The sequence below is a fragment of the Halorubrum rarum genome (genome assembly GCF_048380895.1).
Lineage (GTDB): Archaea > Halobacteriota > Halobacteria > Halobacteriales > Haloferacaceae > Halorubrum.
In genome coordinates, this window is record NZ_JBLWMN010000004.1 from 118441 (window position 1) to 138305 (window position 19865).

The 19865-nt window shown below is 66.6% G+C and carries 19 protein-coding genes; 11 read left to right on the forward strand and 8 right to left on the reverse strand.

Features of this window, described 5'->3' with window-relative positions; genetic code table 11:
• Positions 1-338: 338 nt before the first annotated feature.
• Together ACNSN7_RS04060 and ACNSN7_RS04065 are read left to right on the forward strand one after the other, a co-directional pair.
• The gene (locus tag ACNSN7_RS04060) at positions 339-1610 is read left to right on the forward strand and encodes a YihY/virulence factor BrkB family protein (RefSeq protein WP_418280976.1); all 1272 of its coding nucleotides are present in this window, start codon (positions 339-341) and stop codon (positions 1608-1610) included.
• Positions 1611-2570: a phosphatase PAP2 family protein gene (locus ACNSN7_RS04065; RefSeq protein ID WP_418280856.1), complete on the forward strand. Its 960-nt coding sequence runs from the start codon at positions 1611-1613 to the stop codon at positions 2568-2570.
• Between the two features lie 100 nt (positions 2571-2670).
• Here the strand turns inward: ACNSN7_RS04065 and glnA are convergent, their stop codons facing one another.
• On the reverse strand, positions 2671-4038 hold the full coding sequence (glnA, locus tag ACNSN7_RS04070) for a type I glutamate--ammonia ligase (RefSeq protein WP_418280857.1): 1368 nt from the start codon (positions 4036-4038) through the stop codon (positions 2671-2673).
• Between the two features lie 126 nt (positions 4039-4164).
• On the opposite strand from glnA, the gene lrp reads away from it, so the two are divergent.
• Entirely contained in the window at positions 4165-4623 is a 459-nt protein-coding gene (gene lrp, locus ACNSN7_RS04075; protein ID WP_418280858.1) for an HTH-type transcriptional regulator Lrp, read from the forward strand.
• A 33-nt stretch (positions 4624-4656) separates the two neighbouring features.
• Here the strand turns inward: lrp and ACNSN7_RS04080 are convergent, their stop codons facing one another.
• Both ACNSN7_RS04080 and gap read right to left on the reverse strand, forming a co-directional pair.
• Entirely contained in the window at positions 4657-5877 is a 1221-nt protein-coding gene (locus ACNSN7_RS04080; protein ID WP_418280860.1) for a phosphoglycerate kinase, read from the reverse strand.
• A 96-nt stretch (positions 5878-5973) separates the two neighbouring features.
• Positions 5974-7026 (reverse strand): type I glyceraldehyde-3-phosphate dehydrogenase, encoded by a 1053-nt coding sequence (gene gap, locus ACNSN7_RS04085; RefSeq protein ID WP_418280862.1) that lies wholly within the window; start codon positions 7024-7026, stop codon positions 5974-5976.
• Between the two features lie 189 nt (positions 7027-7215).
• Between gap and ACNSN7_RS04090 the strand changes: the two genes are divergently transcribed.
• Positions 7216-7593, forward strand: a complete 378-nt coding sequence (locus tag ACNSN7_RS04090) for an Hsp20/alpha crystallin family protein (protein WP_418280863.1) — start codon at positions 7216-7218, stop codon at positions 7591-7593.
• 115 nt (positions 7594-7708) lie between these two features.
• Here the strand turns inward: ACNSN7_RS04090 and ACNSN7_RS04095 are convergent, their stop codons facing one another.
• From ACNSN7_RS04095 to ACNSN7_RS04105, 3 genes are all read right to left on the reverse strand, one after another.
• A complete protein-coding gene (locus ACNSN7_RS04095; RefSeq protein WP_418280864.1) occupies positions 7709-8800 on the reverse strand; it encodes a bactofilin family protein in 1092 nt (363 codons plus the stop codon).
• Positions 8801-8852: 52 nt separating this feature from the next.
• Entirely contained in the window at positions 8853-9524 is a 672-nt protein-coding gene (gene deoC / locus ACNSN7_RS04100) for a deoxyribose-phosphate aldolase (RefSeq protein WP_418280865.1), read from the reverse strand.
• 436 nt (positions 9525-9960) lie between these two features.
• Positions 9961-11034, reverse strand: coding sequence for an aldo/keto reductase (locus ACNSN7_RS04105; protein ID WP_418280867.1), 1074 nt, complete (start codon positions 11032-11034; stop codon positions 9961-9963).
• Between the two features lie 142 nt (positions 11035-11176).
• Between ACNSN7_RS04105 and ACNSN7_RS04110 the strand changes: the two genes are divergently transcribed.
• The 7 genes from ACNSN7_RS04110 to ACNSN7_RS04140 all read left to right on the forward strand — a co-directional run bounded on the left by ACNSN7_RS04110 (position 11177) and on the right by ACNSN7_RS04140 (position 17887).
• Positions 11177-12079, forward strand: a complete 903-nt coding sequence (locus ACNSN7_RS04110; RefSeq protein ID WP_418280869.1) for an acyltransferase — start codon at positions 11177-11179, stop codon at positions 12077-12079.
• A 401-nt stretch (positions 12080-12480) separates the two neighbouring features.
• Positions 12481-12972 carry a DJ-1/PfpI family protein gene (locus ACNSN7_RS04115; RefSeq protein ID WP_418280870.1) on the forward strand — a complete coding sequence of 164 codons (492 nt, stop codon included), beginning with the start codon at positions 12481-12483 and terminating at the stop codon, positions 12970-12972.
• Between the two features lie 18 nt (positions 12973-12990).
• Positions 12991-13791 carry an Nmad3 family putative nucleotide modification protein gene (locus tag ACNSN7_RS04120; protein WP_418280872.1) on the forward strand — a complete coding sequence of 267 codons (801 nt, stop codon included), beginning with the start codon at positions 12991-12993 and terminating at the stop codon, positions 13789-13791.
• 244 nt (positions 13792-14035) lie between these two features.
• On the forward strand, positions 14036-14971 hold the full coding sequence (locus ACNSN7_RS04125) for an ABC transporter substrate-binding protein (RefSeq protein WP_418280874.1): 936 nt from the start codon (positions 14036-14038) through the stop codon (positions 14969-14971).
• A gap of 3 nt (positions 14972-14974) precedes the next feature.
• Positions 14975-15820, forward strand: a complete 846-nt coding sequence (locus ACNSN7_RS04130) for an ABC transporter ATP-binding protein (RefSeq protein ID WP_418280875.1) — start codon at positions 14975-14977, stop codon at positions 15818-15820.
• Positions 15820-17142 (forward strand): ABC transporter substrate-binding protein, encoded by a 1323-nt coding sequence (locus ACNSN7_RS04135; RefSeq protein ID WP_418280876.1) that lies wholly within the window; start codon positions 15820-15822, stop codon positions 17140-17142. The genes ACNSN7_RS04130 and ACNSN7_RS04135 overlap by 1 nt, the downstream gene beginning before the upstream one ends.
• Positions 17108-17887, forward strand: coding sequence for an ABC transporter permease (locus ACNSN7_RS04140; protein WP_418280878.1), 780 nt, complete (start codon positions 17108-17110; stop codon positions 17885-17887). Before ACNSN7_RS04135 ends, ACNSN7_RS04140 begins: the two co-directional genes overlap by 35 nt.
• A gap of 28 nt (positions 17888-17915) precedes the next feature.
• Here ACNSN7_RS04140 and hisS read toward each other — a convergent pair whose 3' ends face one another.
• Positions 17916-19238, reverse strand: coding sequence for a histidine--tRNA ligase (hisS, locus tag ACNSN7_RS04145; protein ID WP_418280879.1), 1323 nt, complete (start codon positions 19236-19238; stop codon positions 17916-17918).
• A 134-nt stretch (positions 19239-19372) separates the two neighbouring features.
• Positions 19373-19735 carry a DUF5518 domain-containing protein gene (locus ACNSN7_RS04150; RefSeq protein ID WP_418280880.1) on the reverse strand — a complete coding sequence of 121 codons (363 nt, stop codon included), beginning with the start codon at positions 19733-19735 and terminating at the stop codon, positions 19373-19375.
• Positions 19736-19865 lie beyond the last annotated feature (130 nt).

Genomic DNA, 19865 nt, shown 5'->3' on the forward strand with positions numbered 1-19865 from the left:
GCTGTCCATACGCCGGTGGCAACCATGTGCGTTGCCCCCGTGAGGTGTCCGAGATCCGGTCACGTTTCCGGTCCGATTCCACGTGTGTGACCGCGGCGGCCGGACGATGCCGCGGCGGCCGGGCGATGCCGCGGTGACCCGACGATGCCGCAGTGGCCCGACGATGCCGCGACACCCGTATCCCGCCGACGGTTCCGGCGGGCACGTCCGTGAGTCCGGGGAGACCGTCCGCGATATCTCCGACCCAACTCGTTTTGTATCAGTCGGCCGAACGGTACCGTGTGACCAGAGAACGGACCGCCGTCGTCGGAGACGTTCGGCTCGTCGTCGATGCCGCGATGGATCAGAACGTGACGTTTCTCGCCGCCAGCGTCGCCTACTACGCGTTCGTCTCGCTGATCCCCGCGCTGCTCCTGCTCGTCGTCATCGCCAGCAGCGTCTTCGGCGAGGCGATCGCCGGGCAGTTGCTCTCGGCCACCGGCGAGTTCCTCACGCCTGCGGGTCAGGAGACGATTGAACTCGCAGTCGCCTCCGCACAGGGACGATCCGGCGCGACCGTTCTCGGCGTGGCGGTGCTTCTGTGGTCGACGCTGAAGGTGTTTCGCGGGCTCGACACCGCGTTCCTGCAGGTGTACGGCGTCGAAGAGCAGGTGGGGTTCCTCGACCAGCTGACGGACGCCACCTCCGTCGTCGTCGGGATCGGGCTCGGGCTCGGCGCGATGGTCGCAGTCGGGGCGTTCCTCGCCGCCGTCGACGCCGTTCCCTTCGTCGGAACCGTGAGCATCCTCCTGTTACCGGTCCTGCTTACGGTCGTGTTCCTCCCGATGTATTACCTGCTTCCGAACCCCGAGGTGACCGTCCGAGAGGCGTTGCCCGGAGCGGTCTTCGCGGCGATCGGGTGGACGGTGCTGCAGGCTGGCTTCCAGATATACGCCGCGAGTGCGGGACAGTACCAGGTGTACGGCATCATCGGCGGCATCCTGCTTTTAGTGACGTGGCTGTACATCGCCGCCATCGTCGTCGTGCTGGGGGCCATTATCAACGTCGTGCTCGCGGGACACGAACCGGGGTTCCCGGGTGAACCGATGGGCGGTCCGGACGCCCGTCCGGGGCAGGGTCCGACCCCAGCCGACGCAATGGACCGGCAGCTACAACACGGGCGCGTTCGATCCACAGGTATGCACGGAGAGTCGAACCGCGGGACCGCCGACGGCGACGACGAACGTCCGCGGGAGGCACCGGACGTCGCCGCGTTGCAGGCGGAGGTCACCCGGCTTCGCGCGGAGTTCGACGAGTTCGAGGCGGACGTCCAGCGCCGTACCGTCGACCGACCGGACCTCGAGTCGGAGCTGAAAGGGTACGTCCGATCGCGAATGCGACGGGGTCACGCCCGCGGATGGGGTCCGTACCTCGTGTTACTGTACGGGACGATACTGACGCTCGGCGCGTTCACCTTCCTCGAGGGGATCTACGCCATCGCCGCGATGATCGTCCTCGGACTGTCGACGCTCGGACTGTACACCCTCTTTATCATCGTCGGGATCGGGCTCAACCTGCTCGAGACGCCCGGGAAGGCGATCGACTACGCGCGCGACCGCGGCGACGAGTAGATGGACGGGCTCTCCCTCACGGCGCGCGGCGTCGGCGAGTTCGCCGTCGTCGAGCACCTCCCTGACGCGGTCGTCGTGTTCTTCGCGGCGGTGACGCAGCTCGCGGACGTCTGGTTCCTCTTCGCGCTGCTGGCGGCCGTCTACTGGTTCGGCGACGACCGGCTCGCCGAGAACCCCCGACGCGCCGGCGCGGTCGCCATCGCGCTCGTGACGTGTGCGCTCGCGGCGGTCACGCTCGGCAAAGCCGCCATCGCCGTCCCACGCCCGCCGACGACGCCCGCTGTCCCGACGTGGCTTCCCGGGCTCCTCGCGGAGTGGTTCGCCGGCGAGATCGAGTCCGACGGGTTCGGCTTTCCCAGCGGGCACGCGACCGGCGCGATCGTCGCCTACGGGGCGTTCGCGCTTCTCCTCGACCGGGTCGCCGCCCCGCGCCGTCGCCTCATCGGGGCTGCGGTCGTCGTCGGTGCCGTCGCGGTCTCGCGGGTCGTCATCCGCGTGCACTACCTCGCCGACATCGTCGTTGGTGCGGTCCTGGGCGTCACCGTCCTCGCGGTCGGACTGTGGCTCGCGGGCGACGAGCGGCTCCGCCCGGATCGGACCGGCCGACCGATCGATCCGGTCCCCGTGTTCCTCCTGGCGGCCGTCCTCGCGGCGGCCGCCGTCGCGGCGGCAGTGGTCGGCGGTCACGCAGAGGAGGTCGTCTCGGGAGGAATCGGCGTCGGCACCGCCATCGGCGGCGCGATCGGGTGGCGGACGCTCCGCGGCGACGAGCCGCCGGTTCCCGGACGGATCGCCGTCCCGACGCTCGCGGTCGCGGGCGGGATCTGGATCGCGGTGTTCGTCGTCGAGCCGGCGTTCCCGATCGCCGTGGTTCTCACGGCGCTGACGGCGGCGGCGGTGATCGCCGCGCCCGGACTGGCGAGGAGACTCGCCACCGACGGACGACCGTCGGTGTCGTGAATCGGAGGGATCGGAGAGCGTAGAGACGTCGGAGGGATCGGAGACGTCGAAACCGCGGGTCGGTCGAACTGAACGAAGAGAAACGGAGTCGTGAGTCCCGCTAGAACGTCTCGAGGTAGCGGTCCTCCTCCCACGCGGACACCTGGGTGAGGTACTCGCTGAACTCCTGGCTCTTCGCCTCGGCGAACTTCTCGGAGACGTGCGGACCCAGGGCCTCGGAGACGACCTCGTCGGCTTCGAGCGCCTCGACGGCCGCGCCGAGGTTCGGCGGGAGCGTGTCGATGCCGTACTCCTCGCGCTTCTCGTCGTCGAACTCGTAGATGTCCTCGCGGACCGGCTCGCCGGGGTCCGCTCCCGTCTCGATGCCGTGGAGACCGGCGGCGATTATCGACGCCAGTCCGAGGTACGGATTACACGACGGGTCCGGGCTGCGGACCTCGAAGCGCGCGGAGACGCCCGCGGCGTCCGGGACGCGGACGAGCGCCGAGCGGTTCGTGTCGGACCACGCGACGTAGATCGGGGCCTCGTAGCCGGGCACCAGTCGCTTGTAGGAGTTGACGGTCGGGTTGGTGACCGCCGTGAACGCCTGCGCGTGGTTCAGGATGCCGCCCATGAACTGGTAGGCGGTCTCGCTCAGGTTGAACTCGTCGGAGTCGTCGGCGAAGGCGTTTCCGTCGTCGTCGAACAGCGAGATGTGGGTGTGCATCCCCGAGCCGTTGATCTTCGCTATCGGCTTGGGCATGAACGTCGCGTGGAGGTCGTGTTGGCTCGCGACGGCGCGGACGACGGCGCGGAACGTCGAGATGTTGTCCGCGGCCGAAAGCGCGTCGTCGTACTTGAAGTTGATCTCGTGTTGCCCCTCGGCGACCTCGTGGTGGGACGCCTCGATCTCGAATCCCATGTCCTCCAGCATGAAGATGATCTCCTTGCGGACGTCGCTCGCGAGGTCCTTGGGCGCGAGATCGAAGTAGCCACCGTTGTCGTGGGGGATCGTCGTGGCGTTGCCGTCGTCGTCGGTCTCGAAGAGGAAGAACTCCGGTTCGGGCCCGATGGAGACGGAGTATCCCATGTCGTCCGCCTGCTCGAGAACGCTTTTGAGCACCTGCCGGGGACCGCCATCGAACGGCTCGCCCTCCGTGGTGACGATGTCACAGATGAGCCGTGCGGCCGCGGAGCCGTCGTCGCCGCTGCGCCACGGGAGCACCGCGAACGTGTCGGGGTCGGGCACGAGCCGCATGTCCGACTCCTGGATCCTGACGAACCCCTCGATCGAGGAGCCGTCGAAGTAGATTCCCTCGGTGAACGCCTTCTCGGCCTGGTGGGCCGGGACGGAAACGTTCTTCACGACGCCGAGAATGTCTGTGAACTGGAGCCGAAGGAAATCGACGTTCTGTTCGTCTATCTCGTCGAGGACCGCCTGCTCTTCCGCACTGAGTCCGCCGTCCGTCTTTGCGTGTTCGTCCGTCATGTTCTGGACGATTAGTTCTGCATCACCCAGTATAAAGGCCTTGTCGCTTGGTGCATGAACCGCCGGGCTCCGTTGAGTAGTGGACGTTCGTAAAATTCTAAACCCCCCACGACGTTGGTGGGTGTAATGACGTACGAAAACCTCGACGCCAAGCTCGTAAACTCGCTACTCGGCAACGGTCGCGCCAGCCTCCGGAGCCTCGGTGAGGAACTGGACGTCTCCGTGACGACCGTCTCCAACCACCTCCGTGATCTGGAGGACGAAGACGTTGTCCGTGGATACACACCGATCGTTGACTACGACAAGCTCGGATACGACGTGACCGCCGTGCTCCAACTCAAAGTCGAGGGCTCCGCGCTGCCGGACGTCACGGAGAAGCTCCGGCAGGAGAAACAGATGGTAAGCGTGTACGAGGTCACCGGCGACTACGACGTCATCGCGATCGGGAAGTTCACCGACACCGACGGGATGAACGATCAGATCAAGGCACTGCTCACCGACGAGAACATCCGAGAGTCGAACACCAGCGTCGTGCTCAACGCCGTCAGCGAGAACGAACAGTTCGAGCTCGACCTCCACGAGTAGTCCCGAACACCGGGGGATGTGGAGTCCGCACGCTCAGTCGTCAGCGGCCGCTTCGAGCAGTTCGACCGCCGGCAGCGGCTCTCCCGTCAGTGCACGGATGTACGCCCCGCCGGCGATGGAGACGTGCGAGAACTCGCCCTCGCTCAGCCCGTACATCTCGATCGCTCGGGAGGTGTCACCGCCCCCGACGACCGAAAAGCAGTCCGTTTCCGCGATCGCTTCGAGCACACCGACCGTCCCGATCGAGAAGCGCTCGTCTTCGAAGACGCCGAGTGCACCTTTCACGAACACGGCCTCGGACTCCCTGATAAGTGGGTCGTACGCCTCGACGGTTCCGGAGCCGACGTCGAGGTACGCGTCCGTCTTCTCGACGACGTCGTCGACCAACTGCTCGGCCCGGTCGCCGTCGGCGTCCTCGTATGCGAGATCCGTCGCGAGGTGGATCTCCTCGCCGCGCTCCGCGAGGAGATCCTCGACGAGTTCGTGGTTCTTCTCCCACTGATCGTCGAACAGATCCATCCCCTCCAGGTCGTGGCCGACGGGATGGCCCGCCGCGCGCAAGAACAGCTCGCCGGCGACACCGCCGAGCAGGAACCGGTCGACGTCCCCCTCCAAGGCGTCCATCACGCCGATCACGTCGGTCGCTTTCGTCCCGCCGACGACCATCGTGACGGGGCCGTCGAACTCCGTGCGGGCGATGGCGGTGTTGGCCTCGTACTCCGTCTCCATGACGCGTCCCGCGTAGGCGGGGAGCACGAGCGGGAACCCCACGAGCGAGGCGTGTTTGCGGTGAGCCGCCGAGTACGCGTCGTTGACGTACGCGTCGAAATACGGTGCGAGCGTCCGAACGAACTCGGTGTCGGCCTTCTCGGCCGGCTCCGCCTCCGGGAGCTCGTCCTCGCACATCCGCGTGTTCTCCAGGAGGAGCACCTCGCCGGCTTCGAGCGATTCGATGGCGTCGACGGCCTCGTCACCGTACGTGTCGGCGACGAACCCGACGTCGCGATCGATGTGGTTCGAGAGGATCTCGGCGTGACCCGCGAGGGACGTGAAGTCGTCGCGTCCGGGGCGACCCTGATGGGCCAGACACACGACGCGGTGGCCCCCCTCCGCGAGCTCGCGGACCGTCCCCGCGTGCCGGTCGAATCGGCGGTTGTCCTGGGGTGCTCCGTCCTCGATCGGGGAGTTGAGATCGAGGCGGACGAGCACTCGCGAGGCGGCGGGCAGATCGTCGAGGGTTCTGAACGGTGGCATGGATCGAGAATCGGTTGGCAGGTATTTATGGGTGGGCGGTTCGGCCGACCGCGTCGGCCGTGGCCGTGGTTTTCGACCGAGGCGCGTCTCGGGGGTCTACGACTCGTCGGTGACGTACGTCGCCATGTCGAGCATCCGGTTCGAGAAGCCGTACTCGTTGTCGTACCAGGTGAGGATCTTCAGGAGCTTCCCGCCGGCGACGACGTTCGTCGACTGCAGGTCGACGTACGAGGAGAAGGGGAGCCCGACGATGTCGCTGGAGACGACCTCGTCGTCCGTGTAGCCCAACACGCCCGCGAGCGGGCCGGCATCGGCGGCGTCGCGGAACGCCGCGTTGACGGCCTCCGCGGTGACTTCCTCGTCGAGACTGACGACGAACTCGGTGATCGAACCGTTCGGAACCGGAACGCGCACCGCCATCCCGTCGATCTTTCCCTCGAGCTGCGGGAGGATCTTCGTGGCTGCGCCGGCCGCACCCGTGGAGGTCGGAACGATGTTCTCGGCGGCCGCGCGCCCGCGACGGGTCTTCGCCTTCGGACCGTCGATGAGGGCCTGCGAGCCCGTGTACGCGTGAATCGTGGTCAGGGTTCCGGCGTCGATGCCGAATTCCTCGTCGAGCACCTTTGCGACGGGCGTAATGGAGTTCGTCGTACAGGAGGCGTTCGAGATCACGTCCTCGCCGTCGTACTCGTCGTGGTTGACGCCGTATACGAGCTGCTTGACGGGCTGTTCGCCCTTCGGGGGTGCGGAGATGACGACCGTCTCCGCGCCGCCGTCGAGGTGCGCGCTCGCGTCGTCCTTCGTTCGGAACACACCGGTACACTCGAGCGCGACGTCGATGTCGAGCTCGTCCCACGGGAGGTCCGCCGGGTCCTGCACGTTGAAAAGCGGAACCGACGTGCCGCCGATCGTCAGCGATTCGTCCGCACGCTCGATACCCTCGAGACGACCCATAACGGTGTCGTACTTCGCGAGGTACGCCATGTCGTCGAAGTCCATGACGTCGTTGATCCCGGCCAGTTCGATGCGAGGGTTCTCCAACGTCGCACGCAACACGTTTCGGCCGATGCGACCGAACCCGTTGAGTCCCACACGCACGACCTCGTCGTCCGGGACGTCGTCGCCCGCCGAGAGATACGATTTACTCATATCCGAATAAGGGTGCGCCAGATACTTAAATTCGACCGAGACGACTCGGTCGATCGATCGGGAGCGTTCGACCGGAACGTCGCGTCTCGATGGATCCGCCGTCGGTTCTCGGCGAACGGCCGTGGTCGGTTCTCGGCGAATACGCGGATGGACAGAAGGCTTATCGGGGTGACGGTCATCACGTCGGGCATGGACAGAGACGACCGTGACGATCCGTTCGGAGAGTTCTTCGAGGAGATCGAACGGATGATGAACGAGATGGCGAGTGGTCAGCCAACGAGCGACGACGCCGGGTTCGGCTCGGAGACGCACGTCGACGCGTACACGACCGAGGACACCGTCCGACTCGTCGCCGACCTCCCGGCCGTCTCGAAAGAGCAGCTCTCCGTGCAGTGTGACGGCGAGTCGCTCACCATCTCCGCGGCGTCCGACCGGCGCGAGTACGACGAGACCGTCGAACTCCCCGCGCCGGTTGACGAACACTCCGGAAGCGCGACGTTCAACAACGGCGTCCTCGAGATCGAGTTCGACCGCGACGACGACTCCGCCTCCATCGACGTCATTTAAACGCGCTCCCCGTTTGTACACCCTTCCCGTTTGTACACCCTTCCCGTTTGTACACCCTTCCCGTTTGTACACCCTTCCCGTTTGTACACCCTTCCCGTTTGTACACCCTTCCCGTTTAAACGCTCTCCCCGACGGGACTGTCTTTCCGCGTCGGCCGCCGCCGATACCGATCGTACAGTCCGATTCCGAACGCGCCAAGCCCCAGCAGCAACGCGAGGAACTCGAGAACGCCGCCCAAAAAGGGGACCAGTCCGAGAAGCGTGAATCCGACGAGTCCGACGACGAGCGCGACCCAACGGTTCTCCCAGCCCGCCAGGCCGAGCGCCCACGTCCCCACGGCGTATTTCCCGTAGACGGACGCGATCCAGAGCGCGGCGACGTACGCGACGATCCCAGCGAGCGCGAGCGGGATCCCGACGATCGTAACCGCCACGAGAGCGAGCGCGATCGGAACGCCGATCAGTGTCGCGAACCCGACGCCGCCGCTGACGAGCGGGTCGGCCCGGACCCGTGTGGCCACGTCACGAGAGAACCGGGGAAAGACGGCGATGAGGAATCCGCCGAGCACGAGGTTGGCGGCGAGAGCGTACACGGTTCCGAGCCACCACGGGATGACGTCCGTACCGAAGCCGAGACCGGTGCCCCCGCGGAGATCCGAATCCGCCACGACGCCACCCGCGACGCTCGCATCGGGGCTGCGGGTGAGCTCTCTGGCGTCGTACCGAAACTCGCCGCCGACGTCTGCGTTCGGCCCGAGAACGACCGATTCGCCGGCCGCACGAACGTCTCCCCCGACTACCCCGTCGATGGTGACCGCGCCAGCGCCGACGACGAGCGAGCCGCCGATGTGGCCCGTATCCGTCAGCTCGAACGATCCGGCCCCGACCCTGACGTCGCCCTCGACGGTCCCGTCAACGATGACGGTCCCGGCGGCTCCCTCGACGGTCCCGTCGACGCGACCGGTCTCGGCGATCCGGATCGATCCGGCCGCGCCGGACAGGTCGCCGGCGACCGTCCCCCGGACGACGATCGTACCTGCGACGCCGTCGATCCCGTCGACGGTCTGACCGTCCTCGACGACGATCGCCCCGGACGCTCCCTGAACCGACTGTGCGGCACCGACGCCCGTCACGAGCGGGAGCGCGACGACAGCGACGAGCACGAGGGCGGCGATCCGATGCGCCTGACGACGCGGAGGTGAGACCATACCGATCGAACGCTGACCGGACGGGTATTCGTTCGTACCAGTATGTTTAGCGTTATCGTATCGATTCGTAGATCTCGACCCCGGAGGAGGCCCCGATGCGGGTCGCTCCCGCCGTTACCATCTCGAAGGCCTCCTCGAAGGTGTCGATTCCGCCCGACGCCTTGATCCCGGTGTCCGAACCGACGCCGCTCCGGATCGCCTCCACCTCCGCGGGATCCGTCGGGCCGTCGTAGCCGACGGCGGTCTTGACGATGTCGGCACCGCCTCGTTCGACGAGCTCGGCGGCTCGTCGTATCTCCGACGGGCTCAACGCCGGCGATTCGATGATACACTTCAACGGTTTCTCGCCGGCTGCGTCCTTCACCGCCTCGACGTCGTCGACGACGAGCTCGTCGTCCCCGTTCGCGAACGCGGTTCGGTTCATCACCATGTCGAGCTCGTCGACGTGATCGAGGAGCGCCTCGACCTCCTCGCGTTTCGCTCGCGAGTTCTGTATGCCGTACGGGAACCCGACGACGGCGACGACGTTCGCGCGTCCGGAGAGGAGTTCGTGCGCGAGTTCCGCGTGATACGGAACGACGACGGCTGAACGAAAGCCGTACTCGAGGACCTCCGCACACAGGTCACGGATCTCGGCTTCGGTCGACGTCGGGTCGACGTCCGTGTGCTCGATGATCGAGACGATCGCCTCGGGGTCGTCCTCCAGTGTGCTCACAAGGGACATACCGTCCCTTCGGTGCGAGCGAATAAAATACTCCGCCGCAACGCAACGTGGAACGTCCGGTCGTGCCGCCTCCCGGTAGCTGTGTCGTACTGTCGGGCGCATTCCCACGCGACAGCACGAGGCCGGAGTCATCAGCATCGGAGAGTACGAGGCCGGAGTCATCAGCATCGGAGAAACGCACACGTCTCACACGCTTTATAACCCTCAGCCCGCAATCTCAGCACGTGGTGGCCGTGACGATTCAGTTACCCCCACTGAGCCCCTTGTGATGACGGGTTTCCACCGAGCCACCACGTCCGATCGTTCGTAGCGGCGGGACCGGAGTGAACGTGGTTCGCCAGCATCGAACGGCCGTCGAGTGGTGCGGTTTCGACGAGAAGAACCGGGGTCGGTCGAGTCCGTGAGATGCGTTCACGGTCGAGTCCGTGAGACGCGTTCAGTACGACGCGGCGCGCTTGTCGAGGCCCGCGGCCTCGATGTCCTCGCCGTCGACGGAGGTGCGAAGCGCGTCCATCCCGTCGTCGCCGTCGATATCGAAGTTGCGTGCGTACAGCTCCTCCAGGCGGTCGTACTCGGCGTCCGACAGCGGCGGGACGTCGCTCGCGGCGCTCCACTCCGCGATGTCGTCGCCGTTGCGGAACGTCGGCGTCACGGAGGCGACCTCGTCGTGCGCGAGCAGCCAGCGGATCGACGCTTGACTGAGCGTGCGGGTCCCGTCGGCGTGGTCCGGCTCCTCGAGGAACCGGATCGCCTCGACCTTCTCCCAACCCGTCTCGTACCACTCCTGCGGACGGTGCGAGCGGTGGTCGCCGTCTTCCAACACGGTATCGGGCGTCACCTGCTCGTTGAGCAGCCCCGAGGAGTGCGGAACGCGGGCGATGACGGAGGTGTCCGAGCCCGTCTCGCGGATCGTGTCGACGAAGTGGCGGCCGGGCTCCTGCTCGAACAGGTTGAACACGGTCTGGACGGCGTCGAACTCCTCGTACTCGACGGCGGCGTCGCCCTCGGCGAGCCAGCCGATCGAGGGGCCGAGCGCCCACCCCAGCGCGCGGACTCGACCGTCGGCCTTCCACTCGCGAAGCAGGTCACGAACCTCGGGGGTCACCTCGTCGACGTTCGCGTTGTGCAACTGGAGCAGATCGACGTAGTCGGTGTCGAGCCGTTCGAGGGAGCGTTGGAAGGCGGTTTCGAGGTACTCGCGGTCGAGCTCCTTGGGGAGCTCACCGTGGCCGGCCTGCGGGTTGTCATAGAAGTCGTAGCCGATCTTCGTCGCGAGCGTCACCTCGTCGCGGCGGCCGTCGATCGCCTTGCCGACGATCGACTCGCTGTCGCCGTGGCCGTACACGTCGCCGGTGTCGATGTAGGTGACGCCCGCGTCGAGCGCGTCCTCGACCATCCCGACCGCCTGCTCCTCGGAGCGGTCGCCCCACCAGTCCGTGCCGACGACCCACGCGCCGAAGCCGATCTCCGACACCTCGACGCCGGAGGAACCGAGTTCTCGGTAGTGCATACCCCGATTTGGGGATCGGGGCACTTAGCGGATGCGGTCGCTCTTTCACTCCGGGATCACGAGGCCATATATAAACGCACGTCGGAGTCCGAGGACGACGCACAACCGAACCCCTTTGAGTGATGGCGTCAAACGGGGGGTGATGACGAAGCGACACGTGTCCCTCCCCGACGGCGCGGAGGCCGGAGTCCGAGGGTTCATCGCCGAGGTGGACGACCGCCTCTCCTCGGACGAGGACACCTGCGAGGTCGTACGGGACACGCTGATCGACCTGTTCGGCGACCGCGAGGCGTGGGAGGCGTGGCAGGACGGAGCGTCCGTCTCGAAGGCCGAGCGCGTCCGGCTCCAGGGATACGACCCCTGTAACGCGACGCTGGAGTCGGAGTACTACGCGGAGAAGGACGAAGAGCGGTTCCGAGAGTCGAAACACCTCCAGTGGCTCTGGCGACAGTTCGACGCCACGCCGATGGCCGACAACGTCGAGTTCGCGCTGCGGTTCCGCCGGATGCTCGGGAGGCACCTGTTCGCGGAGTGCGGCGACGGCTGCCGCTTTTTCAAGGGAATATCGGTCACCTACGGACACAACATCGAGATCGGCGACAACGTCGTGATCCACGACGACGTTCACCTCGACGACCGCGGGAAGCTGACGATCGGCGACCGCGCATCGATCTCCGACGGCGTCCACGTGTACAGCCACGACCACGACGTCGTCGACCAAACGGCGGTTCGGAACTTCCATACGGCGATCGGCGACGACGCCCGCGTCACCTACGACGCGATGGTGCGAGCCGGCTGCCGGATCGGCGAGAACAGCGTCGTCGGTGCGCGCGCGGTCGTGCAAGGCGACGTGCCGGATCACCACGTCGTCGTCGGTACCCCCGCTCGAAGCGTCCGCGTGAAACCCGGCTGGGAGTCCGAAGCGGCGGACGTAGAGGACGGTCGACTGCCGAACAGGCAGGACGAACGCGAGATCGAATACGACCTCCCCGACGACCTCGATCGGTTCGACGAGTTCGGGCGTGACCTCACGCCGCCGAAATAGCCGCTGCGGCTTCAGTCGCACTTATAAACCACTGCGTCGGCGATGAGCCCCCAAACCTTCGTCTGGCACCGCCCGACACCGCACGACCTCGTCCCGTACGGTCCCGCACCGCACGACCTCGTCCCGTACGGTCCCGCACCGCACAGCCCCGCACCTCACGCCTCCCCAGCCTCGCGGTTCGCGCTCTCCGAGCGCTCACCGCGTCCCTCGCGCTCCGCTCGCGCCCTTATAAGGGCGCGAGCGGGCGCGCCACCGCATTCATTGATTATAAGTGCCGTCGACGGGATTCATTGTCGGCGGCGGATCGACGCTCGCGTCTCTCCGGACGGCGTATGGCGGGGTACCACTCACCAGCATCGTTATGTGGCCATAGTACGTGCGTAACGTAGAGTGTTATAAATATGACAGGAAACCGAATACTGATGATCGTCGGTGACTTCGGCGAGGACTACGAGATCATGGTCCCGTTTCAGGCGCTCCAGGCGGTCGGCCACGAGGTCCACGCCGTCTGTCCCGAGAAGGACGACGGTGACAGCGTCAAGACCGCGATCCACGACTTCCGTGGCGACCAGACGTACCTCGAAACCCGCGGACACGACTTCGCACTCACTCACGGGTTCGACGAGGTGGACCCGGCGGAGTACGACGCGCTGGTCGTCCCGGGCGGACGCGCCCCCGAGTACCTCCGCGGGTACGACGTCGTGCTCGACGCGGTGCGCCACTTCTTCGAGGCGGACAAGCCCGTCGCGTCGATCTGCCACGGTCCGGAGATCCTCGCGGCAGCGAGGCGCTACGCGCCTCTGGCAGTCGGGCGAAGCCCGACGACCGCGGGCGTGCTCGACCTGCTCGGCACGGAGATCGACCACGGCGCGACCGCCACGACGGCGGACTGACCCGCCTCGCCATCCTTCATGCCGGACCCTCGCGCCGTCGCCGTCAACGTCGCCGCCAACACGAACGAACCCGGGTTCCGAGGCCCCGTCTATCCCGACGGATCGTTCGCGTACGTCCCGATCCCCGAGTCGACGGCGACGCTCCCGCGCGAGCGGTTCCCCGTCGACGAGCCGCTTCCGACCTACGCCGACCTCGATCTCCCGTTCAGGGTGCCGGCCGACCTGCGCGAGACGCCGACTCACATGGATCCGGAGTTCCCGGACGTTCACGGTCGGGACCGCGCGAGCTACGGCGACCCGTACGGGATCAAGGCCGGCCCGATCGGGGAGCTGTCGCCGGGCGACTGGCTCCTCTTTTACGCCACGCTCACGCTCCGCCCGGCCGACTGGACGGGGCCGGGTGAGGCGACCGTCGGGGACGGCGGTGCCGACGACCGGGACGGAGGCTGGCTCCGCGAGCGCGGTGTCGACGTCGACGACGACCTCGCTCCCGACTGGGGCGCGTACCTGTTCGCGGGGCTCCGCGTCGCACGGACCGTCTCGGAGCCCGACCGCGCCGTCGCGGCCGACCTCGCCTCGACCAACGCTCACCTGAAACGCGACCCGTTCGACGCGCGCGTCGTCGTCGCGGGCGACCGGGAGGAGTCGGGGGCGTTCGAGCGCGTCGTTCCCTTAAGTACGCCCGAGGCGGGCGCGGACGCGAACCGACTCGTGACGTCGCTGTCGTCGGACTCCGGGAAGGGGCCGTGGTGGCGGCGGCCGATGCGGTTCGACGCTGATGCGACGGAGATACTGCTCGATCGCATCGAGCGAGCCTGAGACGTCGGATCTCGCGAACACCGGAGAAACGAACAAATATTGTGGCTATCCCGGACGCTGGTGACCGTAACGGGGACCGTCCGTCCCCCCTCGGATGGGCGAAAGGGTCGAAAACCGACGATTCGGTGAACGAACGGACGACCGAACTCGTTCGGCTATCGCAATACTTGCGCGAACGCGGTTTCACCGCTCATCCTTGTCGGTTTCCGAGTTTATACACTACAATAAAACCAAGAGGTATTCGATGTCAGATCTAAATGTCTCGCACGAATATTTCACGTGGAAGCTCGTGCAGGACGTCGCCGAGGAGAACGGGTACTTCGAGGATGAGGGAGTCGACGCGGACCTCTCGTACTTCGCGCCGGGCACGCAGGAGTTCGACGGCGAGAACGCCTTCGACGCCGACTGGTGGGACGACATGGACGAGGACGGCGGCACGCACGGCGTCTGCGAGTGGAACGCGATCCAAGAGGTCTCGGAGACCGACCGCGACATCGTCGGATCGTACAGCGAGTGGGACCGCGTCGTGTTCGTCGACGCCGCTAACGACGCCGAGACGATCGACGACCTGCGAGGTCGATCGGTTGGGATCAACAAGTACGCTACCTCCTTCTACTCGATGCGAGAGATGCTCGAAAACGAAGGGTTCGACGACGACGAGATCGTCCTGGAACACGTTGGCTCCGCGGAGGAGCGCTTCGAGGCGGTCAAGGCCGGCGAGGTAGACTCCATTGCGGTGTTGGAACCGTTCGTCACGCTCGGTCGATACGACGAGGAGCTGAAGGAGGTGTTCGACGGGCCGTGCCGCGCGGCTATCACGACGCGTGAACAGCCGGACCCCGAGCAGTTGGAGGGGTTCCTCACGGCGCTTAATCGTGCCGTCGCCGACATCAACGACGATCTCGAGGGGTTCACCGACCGGTACGTCGAGCTGCTCGAGTCGGAGGCTGCGGACGGTGACGCGTTCGGCGACGTGAATTTCGAGCGCCTCCACGAGGAGTTCGAACTGCGCGAGTTCCTCCCCGTCCGTGCGCCCGACGAGGATCGGATCGGCGCAACCACCGAGTGGATGCGCGACAAGGGGTTCGTCTCGGACGACGCCGATATCGGTACCGCCGAAGAACTCGACGAGGACGAGGTCATCCCCGCCGAGGACGAGGTCGAAACGACGGCCGACTGATCGATGTCGCTCGAGTCCCCCAGTGAGACCGACGAGACCGACGTAACTCCCGCTTCGGGAACGGCCCGTTCGACGGTCGGCGACGCGTCGTCTGCCCCTCCCAGCTATTCGACGGACGTCGCCGGGATCGAGGCCCGAGACCTCACGAAGCGATACGACGAGACGCTCGTCTTTGAGGGCCTCGATCTCACGGTCGAGCCCGGCGAGGTGGTCTGTCTGCTCGGCCCGTCCGGTTGTGGAAAGACGACGCTGCTCCACCTGCTGGCGGGGCTCGAAGCACCGAGCGACGGCCGCATCGAGATCGGCGGCGAGCCGGTCACTGGTCCCGATTACCGTTGGGGAGTCGTGTTTCAGGACCCCTTGCTGTACCCGTGGCTGTCCGTCCGTGAGAACGTCGAGATCGGGCCACGACTCCGCGGATCGGAGCCGGACGACGAGCACGTCGCAGCGCTCATCGAACTGGTCGGACTCGACGGCTTCGCGGACGCCGACACGCAGAGCCTCTCCGGGGGGATGGCACAGCGCACATCGCTCGCTCGGACGCTCGCGAACGACCCCAAAGTGTTGCTGCTCGACGAGCCCTTCTCCGCGCTCGACCAGCTGACGAAGATGCAGCTGCAGGACGAACTGTTGCGGATCGTCGAAGAGCTGGGCGTGACGGCGGTGTTCGTCACGCACGACATCGACGAAGCGGTGTATCTCGGTGACCGGGTCGCCGTCATGGGGACCATCCCCGACGGGATCTGTCACGTCGAGTCTATCGCGAGCGAGACGCGCTCGCGTGACAACGAGACGTTCCTTGACGAGCGCGCGGTGCTGTTCGACCATCTAAAAGAGGTCGGTTTGTAATGAGAGACGGATACGAATACCACACGCACGAGACGACACACGAGGACGGAGACGTCGATCCCGCCGTCGCCGAGCGTGCACGCGAACTGGTCGGCGGAGTCGGCTGGCGTGACCCCTCCGAGACGGCCAGAACCCGCGGACTCTCACGGCGCGAGTTCATGAAGGAATCGGGGCTCGCCTCGCTGGCGGCCGCCGGCCTCGGCACGACTGCCGGGTGTCTCGGCGATGACGACGGACCACCGACCGCCGAGATCGGCTACTTACCCATCACCGACGCGGCACCCCTATTGACGGGCTACGCGAACGACCACTTCGCCGACCACGGCGTCGACGCCGCGGAGCCGACGCTGTTCCGTGGCTGGTCGGATCTGGCCGAGGCGTTCCTGTCGGGAAACGTTAACGTCGCCCACTTCCTCATGCCGATGACCGTGTGGATGCGCTACGGCGACGATCTGAACGCCGACGCGCAGGTCGTCGCGTGGGATCACACGGACGGCTCGGCGTTGACGGTCCAGCCGGAGATCGACGCGTGGGAGGACCTCGGCGGCGGCACTGTCGCGGTGCCGTTCTGGTATTCGATCCACAACGTCATCCTCCAGATGGGGCTCAGAGAACACGGACTCACCCCCAGAACGGACGCCTCGGCGGACACGGTCGCCGACGACGAGGTGAACCTCGTCGTGACCCCACCGCCCGACATGCCCGCGGCGCTCGACAACGGCTCCATCGAGGGGTACATCGTCGCCGAGCCGTTCAACGCGATCGGCGAGCTCGACGCGGACGGGAAGATCCTCCGGTTCACGGGCGACGTATGGCGCGAACACGCCTGCTGTGTCGTCGTCATGCGCGAGGAGCTCGTCGAGGCGCAGCCGGAGTGGACGACCGACGTGATGCGCGGACTCGTCGACGCACAGCGGTACCTCCGTGAGAATCGCTCCGAGGCCGCCGAGCTGCTCTCCTCCGAGGGGAGCGGGCTGCTCCCCCAGGGACCTGAGCCGATCGATCGCGCGCTTACTCACTACGACGACCACGACGAGTACCTCAAAAGCGGCGCGATACGCAACCCGGAGTGGGGAATCGACCGTATCGGCTTCTATCCGTACCCGTACCCGTCGTACACGGAAGAGCTGGTGCGCCGCATGCGGGACACCCGCGTCGAGGGCGCGGACACGTTCCTCGATGACCTCGATCCCGCGGAGGTCGCCGACGACCTCGTCGCGTACGATCCCGTTCGCACAGCGCTGGAAGGAGCCGGCGGCCCGCCGGCGTTCGATATCCCGGAGAACGATGGCTACGAGAGACAGGAGACTATACAGTTCTAAGACCCTCGAGGACGCCGGCCGCCTGCTGCCGGCGGTCGGACTCCTCGGCGGCCTCGCCGTCTGGTGGGCGGTAACGGCGTTCGGGAGCGGCGTTATTACGAACTTCGCGCCGGCCGCGACGTTCTCGATCCTTGCTGACCTCGTGGTCTCGCCCGACTTCTACGACCACGTGTTCGTGAGCGTCTATCGGTTCGGGATCGCCCTCGGACTGTGTCTCGTGATCGGTCTCCCGTTCGGCGTCGTCGTCGGCTACTTCGGCGCTGCTGAGCGGGCGACGACCGTCCTCTTCCAGTTCATGCGGATGATCTCGCCGCTGGCCTGGTTTCCCATCGCGATCATCGTCTTCGGCGTCGGGACGCGCTCGGCGGTGTTCGTGATGTTCATGGCCGGACTCTGGCCGATCGTGTTGAACACCGCTCACGGGATCGCAACGATCGACGACGACTGGATCAGGGTCGGCGAGTCGCTCGGCGGTGACACCCGGGCGGTGCTTCGTCGGGTCGTCGTCCCCGCCGTGGTGCCGGACATGCTCACGGGGATCCGACTCTCCATCGGGATCCTCTGGATCATCCTTGTGCCCGCGGAGATGCTTGGCGTCAACACCGGGCTCGGATACCTCATCTTGGACGCCCGCGACCGGTTCTCGTACGCCGAGATCCCCGCGGTCATGCTGGTGATCGGCTTCATCGGCTACTGGCTCGACCTGTCGGTCCGGCGGCTCCATGCCCGCTGGAACTGGGAGTGACGGGGGATTCCACCAAACCGTCCGTCGGCTACTCGTAGTCGTCGTACGTCGGCCGTCCGGACTCGGGCGGGAACTCCTCGACCGGAACGGTGGTCTCGTCGCCGCTCGCCATGTCCTTGATCGTGTACTCGCCGTTCGCGAGGTCGCGCTCGCCGACGACGACGACCGTCCCGGCGTTAATGGAGTCGGCGTAGCCGAGCTGCGCGCCGAACGAGCGACCGGAGACGTCGCTCTCGACCACCACGTCGTCGTCGAGCGCGCGGAGCTCGCGGGCGACCGCGGCGGCCTCGGCGCGGGTGTCGCCGACGGAGAGGACGTAGTAGTCCGTCGAGAGCTCCTCGTCGGGCCAGACGCCGGCGCGTTGACACAGCAGCTTGAGCGTGGCGTGGCCGGGTGCGACGCCGACCGCCGGGGTCGGCTGGCCCCCGAAGCTCTCGATGAGGTCGTCGTAGCGGCCGCCGCCGAACACGGAACGGGACACCTCGCCGGTGGAGTCGAAGCACTCGAAGACGACGCCGGTGTAGTAGTCGAGTCCGCGTGCGGTCGTCAGCGAGACGTCACAGAACTCGCCCGCGCCGAAGTCGTCGGCTGCCGCGAGCACTGCACGGAGGTTCTCGACGGCGGCCTCGACGTCCTCGCCGCCCGCCTCGGCCACGGCGTCGAGGTCGTCCACGTCGTCGACGCCCGTGATCAGGTCGTCGAACTCGCGGGCGACCTCGCGATCGAGGCCGGCGTCCGAGAGGAGACCGAAGTACTCGCCGTCGTCGACCTTCGCACGCTTGTCGACCGCGCGGATCGCGTCGGCCGTGTCGACCGCGTCCGGGTCGTCCGCGAGCGCCCGGACGAGCCCGCCGAGGACGTCCCGGTGGGAGACGCGGAACTCGAAGTCGTCGCCGGTGAGTCCCAGACCGGTGAGCGCGTCTGCGGCGACCGCGAGCACCTCGGCGTCGGCCTCGGGGGCCGACGAGCCGAAGACGTCGATGTTCGTCTGGTAGAACTCGCGGAACCGGCCCTGTTGGACCTGTTCGTAGCGCCAGAACGGGCGGGTCGATACCCACTTGATCGGCTTCGAGAGCTCCTGGCCCTTCGCGACGACCATCCGGGCGACCGTCGGCGTGAGCTCGGGCGTCATCGAGACCTCGCGGCCGCCCTTGTCCTCGAAGGCGTACAGCTCGTCGACGATCTCCTCGCCGGACTTGTCGACGTACATCTGCGTGCGTTCGAGCGCCGGGGTCGCGACCTCACGGAAGCCGTAGCGTGCGGCCGCACCCTCGATCGCGTCCGTCACCTCGCGGCGTGCTGACTGCTCTCCGGGATAGAAATCTCGGAACCCTTTGAGTCCGTCGTACATGAACGCGGCTTCGGCGAGGGGCCGCTTGAAACCATTCCTTTGGCTTCGGGACGCGATCGACGACGGGGCCCGTCGCTCCGGTCTCGACGGGACCGTCGTCAGGGACTCCCCTCAAACCGTCGTGACGAGGGCCGTCAGTCGCCGAGGACGCCGCCGATCGCACCCGCCAGTGCGGAGTCGATCGCGAACAGGAGCGTGAGGAACAGCCCGACGACGAGGATCCCGGCGCTACCGAACAGCCCGCCGAGCGGTCCGCCGACGAGCCCGACGAGCCCCCCGAACGCGGCGAGTATGAGGGTGACGACGATCCCGCTCACCGAGCCGGCGAGCAGGCCGTGCCACGTTCCGGAGAGCAGCCCGCCGCCGGCGACGTAGCCGGCGACGAACCCGCCGATCAGGCCGGCACCGATGTGACCGATCACGGGAGCGAACGTCGCCAACAGTCCGGCTATCACCATCACGACGAACCCGTATCCGACCGCACGCCAGTCAGTCATACGTTCGGTAGTTCCCCGACGGGGATAAGAATTGACGAACGCGGAACCACCGTGGTCGGCGTCGATAAACCGTCTCGTTCCGGCCGTGGACGGCTCAATCGTCCCGGCCGTAGACGGCTCGATCGTCCCG

Excerpts from the sequence above, each read along its gene's own strand:
- ACNSN7_RS04060 (WP_418280976.1), top strand. The coding sequence starts at position 339 with ATGGATCAGAACGTGACGTTTCTCGCCGCCAGCGTCGCCTACTACGCG.
- ACNSN7_RS04065 (WP_418280856.1), top strand. The coding sequence starts at position 1,611 with ATGGACGGGCTCTCCCTCACGGCGCGCGGCGTCGGCGAGTTCGCCGTC.
- glnA (WP_418280857.1), bottom strand. The coding sequence starts at position 4,038 with ATGACGGACGAACACGCAAAGACGGACGGCGGACTCAGTGCGGAAGAG.
- lrp (WP_418280858.1), top strand. The coding sequence starts at position 4,165 with ATGACGTACGAAAACCTCGACGCCAAGCTCGTAAACTCGCTACTCGGC.
- ACNSN7_RS04080 (WP_418280860.1), bottom strand. The coding sequence starts at position 5,877 with ATGCCACCGTTCAGAACCCTCGACGATCTGCCCGCCGCCTCGCGAGTG.
- gap (WP_418280862.1), bottom strand. The coding sequence starts at position 7,026 with ATGAGTAAATCGTATCTCTCGGCGGGCGACGACGTCCCGGACGACGAG.
- ACNSN7_RS04090 (WP_418280863.1), top strand. The coding sequence starts at position 7,216 with ATGGACAGAGACGACCGTGACGATCCGTTCGGAGAGTTCTTCGAGGAG.
- ACNSN7_RS04095 (WP_418280864.1), bottom strand. The coding sequence starts at position 8,800 with ATGGTCTCACCTCCGCGTCGTCAGGCGCATCGGATCGCCGCCCTCGTG.
- deoC (WP_418280865.1), bottom strand. The coding sequence starts at position 9,524 with ATGTCCCTTGTGAGCACACTGGAGGACGACCCCGAGGCGATCGTCTCG.
- ACNSN7_RS04105 (WP_418280867.1), bottom strand. The coding sequence starts at position 11,034 with ATGCACTACCGAGAACTCGGTTCCTCCGGCGTCGAGGTGTCGGAGATC.
- ACNSN7_RS04110 (WP_418280869.1), top strand. The coding sequence starts at position 11,177 with ATGACGAAGCGACACGTGTCCCTCCCCGACGGCGCGGAGGCCGGAGTC.
- ACNSN7_RS04115 (WP_418280870.1), top strand. The coding sequence starts at position 12,481 with ATGACAGGAAACCGAATACTGATGATCGTCGGTGACTTCGGCGAGGAC.
- ACNSN7_RS04120 (WP_418280872.1), top strand. The coding sequence starts at position 12,991 with ATGCCGGACCCTCGCGCCGTCGCCGTCAACGTCGCCGCCAACACGAAC.
- ACNSN7_RS04125 (WP_418280874.1), top strand. The coding sequence starts at position 14,036 with ATGTCAGATCTAAATGTCTCGCACGAATATTTCACGTGGAAGCTCGTG.
- ACNSN7_RS04130 (WP_418280875.1), top strand. The coding sequence starts at position 14,975 with ATGTCGCTCGAGTCCCCCAGTGAGACCGACGAGACCGACGTAACTCCC.
- ACNSN7_RS04135 (WP_418280876.1), top strand. The coding sequence starts at position 15,820 with ATGAGAGACGGATACGAATACCACACGCACGAGACGACACACGAGGAC.
- ACNSN7_RS04140 (WP_418280878.1), top strand. The coding sequence starts at position 17,108 with ATGGCTACGAGAGACAGGAGACTATACAGTTCTAAGACCCTCGAGGAC.
- hisS (WP_418280879.1), bottom strand. The coding sequence starts at position 19,238 with ATGTACGACGGACTCAAAGGGTTCCGAGATTTCTATCCCGGAGAGCAG.
- ACNSN7_RS04150 (WP_418280880.1), bottom strand. The coding sequence starts at position 19,735 with ATGACTGACTGGCGTGCGGTCGGATACGGGTTCGTCGTGATGGTGATA.